This window comes from Fulvivirga kasyanovii, from assembly GCF_009711405.1.
GTDB lineage: Bacteria > Bacteroidota > Bacteroidia > Cytophagales > Cyclobacteriaceae > Fulvivirga > Fulvivirga kasyanovii.
On the sequence record NZ_SMLW01000647.1, the window covers coordinates 25,824 to 34,415 of the forward strand.

Here is an 8,592-nt window from a genome sequence, read left to right on the forward strand (position 1 = left end):
ATATTAAATTCTAAAATTGTACGTGATTGACGGAAAAATACTACCTAGAACTGATAGTTTATAGGCTGTTCCTCTTTGGGTGAAAAATACTGAGTAAGGATTTTTACGACCATACGCGTTGTAGATCGAAAAAACCCACTCCCCATCTATAGCTTTATGCTTTTTAAAGCCACTTCGCAGTGTTACTGACAGATCAAGCCTATGGTAATCAGGAATTCTGAACTGGTTGCGTTCTGAGAAATTCAATACTGCAGGAATCCCGTCATAATTAAACTTTGAAACAGGGACAGTAATGGGACGCCCTGTAGCGTATGTAAAGTTCCCACCAATGCTAAAACGTCTACTTATTTTATAACTGCAAACAAGGGACAAGTTATGGGGTGTATCATAATTAGCAGGAAAGTAAGTACCATTATTTATCCGATTCTCTCTATACTTCGCAGACTTAAATAACCTCTCACTTCTTGAGTAAGTATATGCCAACCAGCCAGTCAAGAGTCCCTTATTCTTCCTAAATAAGAACTCAATCCCGTAGGAGCGTCCAAAACCTTGAAGTAAATCCGCCTCAAGTTTATCATTAAGCAATATTGTAGTACCATCTTTATAATCAACAATATTATGAACTTCCTTATAATACCCCTCTACCGATACTTCCAATACATTGTCGTGCATATTTCTAAAATAACCAACTGTAATTTGGTCACCTACAGCAGGGCGTATACTAGGTCCACTGGACTTCCAGAAATCAAGCGGTGATAGGGCAGTAGTATTAGATATTAGGTGGACATATTGTATTGTTCGGTAATAACTTAGTTTCAAAGAATTTTTACTGTTAAGCAATAACCTTAGTGAAAGGCGAGGTTCAATACCATTATAAGTTTGAACCGGCTCATCATTATCGTATACAAGTGTATCAACTATAGAGTCTACGGATTTGGGCTGACCCTCATCATAAGCATATGTAGTGGCTCCATACAATGTATACATTGAATACCTCGCACCATACACTAAACTTAGATTGGGAGTGAGTGACAATTCATTACTTAAGTATACAGCACTTTCAATGGACCGCTCATTATCCAAATTCTTAGAAATTACATTAGGATTATTATCTCCAGGTATCAATTCTCCAGGCTCAAACACATAAACCAATGAGTGAAACCCAAAATCAAATTTATTATTTGCAGAATGCTCATAATTGAAATCAAATTTGGCATTTAACGTTGAGATAGATGAAGAATATTCAAACTGTCCCACTCCCTCTTTGTCAAATACTTCATTAAGGTATTTACTTCCAGAGAGCTGGAGGGTGGATAACAGTTTTTTATTATAAATATGATTCCATTTGACCGAGAGCCCTTTATTTTTCCAGTTATAAGTGGTATCAGACACAAATTTAAATCTATCCGCACTGCTATAACCAGAAACACTAACCACATTTGACTTATTTATTACATGCTTGACTTTTACATTTACATCATGGAATGTCGCTGAACTCTGGTTCAAATCAGGATTATCAACTTTTTTCAACAGCCAGTTCACATAAGAAACCCTTCCCCCTGCTATAAATGTGGTCTTATTCTTAATAATAGGTCCCTCTATTACAATTCGACTGGAAATCAATCCTAGTCCCCCGTTTATTTTATACTTGGTGTCATTTCCATTACGAAGGTTAACATTTAAAACAGAAGAAACCCTTCCTCCATACATAGCGGGCCCTCCACCTTTATAAAGAACGACATCTCGTACTATATCGGGATTAAACGCAGAAACTAATCCAAAAAGATGCGATGAAGAAAATAATAAAGCACCGTCCTGCATCAACAGGTTCTGGCCTGCTTCTCCTCCACGTACATTAAAGCCAGCGGTTCCTTCACCCACTGCACTTATTCCGGGTAACGCGGTAATAGTCTTAACCGGATCTACTTCGCCAAGAAAGGTAGGAAGAGTTTTAATTGACTCTAAGCTAAGAACTTCTTTTCCCGCTTCAATTCCCTTTACATTAGCGTCATCCGCCACAGCCGAGATTGTCACCTCTTTCAACTCTACTGTTTTCTTATATAACTCAACATCAACGATTCCTGAAGAACGTATATCCACCCAAAACTCTTTAGGTTCATACCCAAGATATTCTAATTTAATCAAATGCTTTCCGGCAGGTAATACAAAAGAATAATATCCCATAACGTCAGAAACTCCACCCTTTCTTAAATCTTCAGTTGCAACTTGTACTCCTGTCAACACTTCCCCTGTTTCTCCATCTCTTGCATAGCCCGACAACTCTACACTTTTTCTATTAAGATTCTGTTCGTAACTACCAACAATAAAATCAACAGGTATGTCCGATACCAGATTCTCGGTACCCTCTTCCCTTTTTGGCTGATTTACAATTATCCAATTATTTTTATAAGTAATAACCTGGAGTCCATATTGAGGTAACACTCCTTCAAGTAGAGCAGTAAGATTAGTTCTTTCATCAACCTTGAGTTTTATTCCATCTAACCATTCCTCTTTGTAAAAAAAACGGAGAGAGTGCCCCTCTTCAACCTGATCAATCAAGTCTGTTAATAGTAAATTATATTTGCTTTCTACCCATATAGTATCGCTTTGTGCATAAGAGTTATAAGTGGTAAAAGTAATATGAACAACCAGGAGGATTTTGAAAAAAAAATGTGCCTTCAAAAGAATATGAAAATTTAAAACAACGATTATCAATAAAAACGGGAACATTGAATCATGCTCCCGTTTTCAAAATCTAATAAAATACTATTTTATAATATTATTCCTCATCTATAATAAGCTCTTTACTATCCAGTTCATTATTTATGCTCACCTCATCATCAGCCGTTGTCAGCCCATCTAAGCTCACTGTAATAGTTTGCTTGGGATCCAAAGCATTATCATTAATGGAAAGCGTAATATTCCTTTCAGTTATACCTGCCTCAAATGTAAGCACACCAGGAGTTGTGGTGACCGTAGCGTCAGATACACCCACACCCGGTGTGATGGAATAAGCCACACTTATTGTTTCGCTGGATTCCTTTGAAATTGTAACAGGAATAGAATATACTCCTGCTTCTGTAATATCCATAGTAGCAGTATCCAAGGTAACTATCTTCAGGTCATCAACAAAACTATAAACTATAGATTGCAGAGTATCTGATTTAATATACTCATGGGTTAATACCGGATTTACAGCATCAATGGTAAGCACAATATCTAAGGTATCAGTTACAGCTACATCGGGATATACCACCAGTTTGATGTGATTTGTAGAGTCTGTACTTATGGTATAAGGGCTTTCATACCCAGCTAATACGTCATACCGAGAAGCATCCATAGAACCTGACAAAGAATAAGTTACATCAAAATCACCATTAAAACCACCGTCAATAGCTAATGGAATAGTAACTGTATCATTTTTAACAGTCTCAGACCTTAGAGTAGAATCTACATCAAAATGCACTTCCCTTGAACTCACTTTTACACTCATGTCCCCACTCGCAGATGAAGTAGAAACCGTAAGGGCATGATCAGTCGGTTCAAAAAAGTCTACATAAACGTAGGCATCATTTTCTGAATCTTCAGTAATCTTTGCTCCATTATCTATGGCCCAAATATGATCAAGCTCCTTTCTATTATTTAAAATATAATATTGTTCTTTATCACCTACATAAACTGAAGACGGTCCCGAAACATTCAGGTGCTGGCCTGGTTTATAATCTATAACATTTCCATCTTCCTCCTCACATGCGGTCATTGCGAAAGCAACTACTCCGCAAAAGGCAAGGCTCCTAAAAAGAAGGTTATTCTTTAATGATTTCATATATAATTTTTTTTAATCAGATAACTAAACTTATTGAACGTCCCACCACACATTTTCTTCCATATTGTTGAAACCTATTGCAGAAAGATTTTCCGCATTTGCCTCGGCCTCAACTGCAGGATAAAATGCTCGCACCGGAATAAAGCTTGTAACTGCATCAGCAGGTAACTCCAACTCCGGCTCATCCAGCCTTCTTTGTTCAGCCCAAGCCTCAATACCTTGAGTATAAAGCGCTACCCACTTTTCATACCCAATTGACTCTTCCCAGTTCGCTGCATCATAAGAATTATCCGCTAAATACTGGCCCGCCAATGCATCCGACAGTCCCCATTGATTAAAGGATGCCGTTACTGCATTATTGAAAGCGCTCTCAGCCGATCCACTAACAAAGTTTCTTTCTATGGCCTCCGCTCTGAAAAACTCCACTTCTGCATAGCTCATCAATATGGCCGGAGCAGTAGCTTCCTTTATCTGATCATGAGGTCTAGATGTCATTGGCTTCAATTGAAAAGAAGCTGCGTCAGTCAAGCCATATGGAAGACCCACAATTTCACCATTAGGATTTGGCATAGCATACTCCGCCAGTCTTGGATCATCTTTGTCAGCCATTGCAATAGCAAGCTCAGCAGAGATTGCAAAATCATCGCGAGTTATAGCATCAACATAGAATGGATTAGCTATTCTCTGGTCAGAATTAAAAACAAACTCGGCGTTTTGAGCATTGGATGATATAACACCTAAACTTGAACTCAAAGCTTCACTTACGATAGTGCTAGCCTCTGAGGAAGCAACATCAGCCATTCTCATTCCAATTCTCAACTTTACAGAATTAGCAAACCTGCCCCACAATGCCATATCTCCACCGTAAATAATATCTCCGTTTCCAAATCCGGCTTCGTCTGGAGTAATACGCGCAATAGCTCCATTTATTTCCGAAATCAAGCCACTGTAAATAGATTGCTGGGAATCATAAACCGGATTCGGGAATTCCTCAGGCTGTAACGCTTGTGAATAGGGAACATCTCCCCAAATGTCTGTTACCATTTGGAATGCCCATACTCTCAAGATAGCTATCTGAGCCAGCCTATTATTTCTAACAGCCTCACTGATAGTTTCATTATTTTCGGTCAACGTTTTTGCCTCGGCAAGATCATTCAATCCAGAAGCGTAAAACGATTGCCATGACACATTGAATGTGGATGGATTTTGATTATATCTCGAGTCTTCAGCGTATTCATTTTGAGAAAAGTGCTGTACCATAAGCATTGCAAACTCAAAATTCATCGCACGACCCCACATACGATCAGCCAAAGCAAACTGTGCCTGAGTGAATAGATTTTCAGCAGGAACTACAATAGGCTGATTTGGATCAGTATTTGTCTCTTCAAAATCATCAGTACATGCACCTAAAAGTAGCACCAGTACTACAAATGTTGATAGTAATCTATATATATTGTTCATTTTTACTAGTTTTTAAAGTTTAAAGCTTAGGTTAAACCCTAACGAACGTGTAGGAGGAATCTGAGCATTCTCTAAGCCTTGAACATTACCTGTTCCAGTAACCACTTGAGGATCCAAGTATGGTATTTCGCTATAAAGAACTCCTAAATTCCTTCCGAAAAATGCAAGTGTCACGTCTCTAAATGGTAGGTTACCCATCAATCGCTCAGGTAGTGTATAACCAATCCTTACCTCTCTAAGTTTGATGAAACTGGCATCATACACATTAGGAGCTGCTACATTCCATACTGTTTGGTAGTAAACCTGAGGGTCAACTGCTACAGTGTTATTCTCCCCAGTCTCTGTTACACCGTTGATGATCATGCCCTCTTCTCTAATATTACCCTCAACAGTTTTAGGCAACATTCCGGAGTAAGCCGCCCATTGTAGGGAGCTAGAGTGTATTACTCCTCCACTCTGGAAGTCAATTAACGCGCTGGCGGTTATACCTTTGTAGCTGAACGTATTTCTAATACCCCCAGTAAAGTCAGCTATTGCTGAACCAAGATATTTTCTGTCAGCTTCCACTAGAGGAATGCCATTTTCTCCAATGATCAATTGACCATCCTCATTGCGTTGGAAATCCTGTCCGAATAAAGCCATGTATGGTTGACCTTTTTGTAGCCTTACATCGGCTGCCCAGGTTGTACCCATGATAATATTGTTCACACCCTCAGCCAATTCTACAACCTCATTGTTATAAGTCGCAAAGTTGAAGTTTACATCCCATGTAAAATCTCCTGCTTTAATAGGTGTACCTCTTAATGTCAATTCAATACCACTATTCTTCATGGTTCCGGCATTAACCACCCGTGAAGTATACCCAGTAGTCGCAGAAGATGCAACTGAGAATATTTGATCTTCAGTAGTCCTGTTATAATATGAAAGGTCAAAACCTACACGATTTTGCAAGAAATTCATCTCCAATCCAGCTTCAAACTCTTTTGTCAACTCATTTACAAGATTGGGGTTATTCCTGCTGTTTGGCACTGCATACCTTGGGTTATCGCCAAAATTAGGCTGCTGTGGAGCATAAACATTTGTCAATTGGTAAGGATCTGCATCATTACCTGCCAAACCATAACCTACTCTTAACTTACCGAAAGAAATAATATCGTTATTTTGAAGTGCATTCAACTCTGTAAACACAAAACTTGTGGTTAGAGCAGGATAGAAATAAGAGTTATCATCAATAGGCAGGGTAGATGACCAGTCATTTCTCATAGTCAAGTCCAAGAAAACTGTCGAAAACAATCCTACCGAAGCAGATGCAAATACACTATTAATTTTCTTTCTATCAATTTCTGTCTCAACTGTTGGGTTTCCAACACCGTTAGCTATATTAAAGAATCCATCCAAAGCCAAACCTCCATTAGTGTTAGCTGTATTTCTTTCTCTTTCCTGAGACATTAAGTTACCTCCAATCATAGCATTGATCGAAATATTCTCATTAAGATTTTTTGAATATAAAATCTTTGCCTCATAATTAGTCTCCGTAAATGTCCTTACTGTTTCAGCATATTTAGACTGATCTACGCCCCCTAAAGGTACTCCTTCACGTGACCTGAATGTAAATCCATCAGTCATAGCCCTTGCACTAATTGTTAGGCCCTCAATGAGTTCATAATTAAGAGCTATATTACCGTAGAACCTATCTCTTGAATCCTCTTGCAAATACTCATTTCTTACCCAGTAAGGGTTATCAAAAAAGTATGGAGCTGGGTCAAAATCAGTGAGTTCACCAGAATTATTGGTTGTTATACCAGTTGGATTCCAAGTATATTGTTTTCCGTCTTCTCGCTTATAATTTTGCAACCTATCAAAGTCGAGTTGGGTTTGCCACCATTGAGTAAACCCTTGCATAGGGTTATTATTGGCATATCCTGTTGCGTTTCTTCCATTTGCTTCCTGTTTCACCAAGCTACCTGAACCGGTTACAGTTAATTTTTCAGTAAGCTTATAATTAGAATTTATGCTAAAAGTATTTCTTTCTAAATCTGAATTAGGCATAGTACCTGATTGATCCAGATTGGTGTAACTTAATCTAAAGCTTCCTTTATCATTACCACCATTAAATGCCACCGAATTTTGAAACGTTACACCCGTTTCAAAAAATTCTTCATAACCGTTATCTGGAGCAACCCAAGGACGTGTCTCTCCATAGTTTGGTGATTGAGGATCCCAAGAATCCCAATGTCTGACCATTCTATTTGGGTCATACTTTGGCCCCCATGATCCATCTTTAGAATAAACCGGTGCATAATATGTTACACCATCCTCAGTAAATTCATTAAAGCCAGAAGGAGTACTTAATACAGCTCCTCCACCATACTCCTGCTGGTGTTCAATTAGGTTCTGAACCTTATCAAAGGTTACACTGGAGTTAAAATCGACTCCTATACCCTTTGCTCGACTTCCAGATTTTGTGGTTATCAAAATAACACCGTTAGCACCTCTGGTACCATAAAGCGCTGTAGCTGCAGCACCCTTTAATACGGACATTGAAGCTATATCCTGAGGGTTAATATCGGCAGCAGCGTTACCATAATCATAAGCACCGTCACCAAATCCTCTTTGCTGATCCGTTGAAGCGTAGTTATCGTTGTTAATGGGCATCCCATCAACTACAAAAAGAGGCTGATTTTCTCCCAAAAAAGAGTTTGAGCCTCTAACCGTAATTCTTGAAGAACCACCCAAAGCCCCACTGGTACCTTGTATTTGAACACCAGCTATTTGTCCTTGTAGTGCATTTACAACGTTTGGCTCAGAAGATTGAGCAACTTGCTCCGTATTAACTTCCTGAACAGCATAGCCAAGTGCCTTTTTCTCCCGGGAAACACCAAGAGCAGTTACAACAACCTCGCTAAGTTGTTTGACGTCCGATGCCATCTGAATATCAAGTACTGATCGGGAACCCACTTCAACTTCCTGTGTTTCCAAACCAACAAATGAAAAGATCAAAGTGCCTCCTTCAGAAGGAACACTAAGTTTGTAGTTTCCATCTATATCGGTAACCGTACCGGTAGATGTACCTTTTAAAATTACGTTTACCCCTGGAAGGCTAGAGCCATCATCCAATGACGTAACCTTTCCAGAAACAGTCCTGTCCTGACCCCATGTTATAAATGAGACCAAGAAGAAACTCATAAATAGTAATAGTTTCCTCATAATTAGTTGTTTTAAGGTTATTATTTAGAACAGAAATCCCCCTATGTGGGGTATGATCCGCCAATATAAACCACATTCGATGAAAAACAAAATTATAT

Annotated in this window: 4 protein-coding genes; all 4 read right to left on the reverse strand. The window is 38.8% G+C overall.

All coding sequences use genetic code 11. The annotated features are described in order from the left end of the window. Positions 1-3: 3 nt before the first annotated feature. Positions 4-2,682 carry a TonB-dependent receptor gene (locus E1163_RS23495; protein ID WP_221418070.1) on the reverse strand — a complete coding sequence of 893 codons (2,679 nt, stop codon included), beginning with the start codon at positions 2,680-2,682 and terminating at the stop codon, positions 4-6. Between the two features lie 97 nt (positions 2,683-2,779). Continuing rightward, a complete protein-coding gene (locus tag E1163_RS23500) occupies positions 2,780-3,826 on the reverse strand; it encodes a hypothetical protein (protein ID WP_155174941.1) in 1,047 nt (348 codons plus the stop codon). A 30-nt stretch (positions 3,827-3,856) separates the two neighbouring features. Further along, positions 3,857-5,287 carry a SusD/RagB family nutrient-binding outer membrane lipoprotein gene (locus E1163_RS23505; protein ID WP_155174943.1) on the reverse strand — a complete coding sequence of 477 codons (1,431 nt, stop codon included), beginning with the start codon at positions 5,285-5,287 and terminating at the stop codon, positions 3,857-3,859. 12 nt (positions 5,288-5,299) lie between these two features. Next, positions 5,300-8,494 carry a SusC/RagA family TonB-linked outer membrane protein gene (locus tag E1163_RS23510; protein WP_155174945.1) on the reverse strand — a complete coding sequence of 1,065 codons (3,195 nt, stop codon included), beginning with the start codon at positions 8,492-8,494 and terminating at the stop codon, positions 5,300-5,302. Positions 8,495-8,592 lie beyond the last annotated feature (98 nt).

Bases quoted from the DNA above. Each gene is read 5' to 3' on its own strand.
- E1163_RS23505 (WP_155174943.1), bottom strand. From the start codon at position 5,287: ATGAACAATATATATAGATTACTATCAACATTTGTAGTACTGGTGCTA.
- E1163_RS23500 (WP_155174941.1), bottom strand. From the start codon at position 3,826: ATGAAATCATTAAAGAATAACCTTCTTTTTAGGAGCCTTGCCTTTTGC.
- E1163_RS23510 (WP_155174945.1), bottom strand. From the start codon at position 8,494: ATGAGGAAACTATTACTATTTATGAGTTTCTTCTTGGTCTCATTTATA.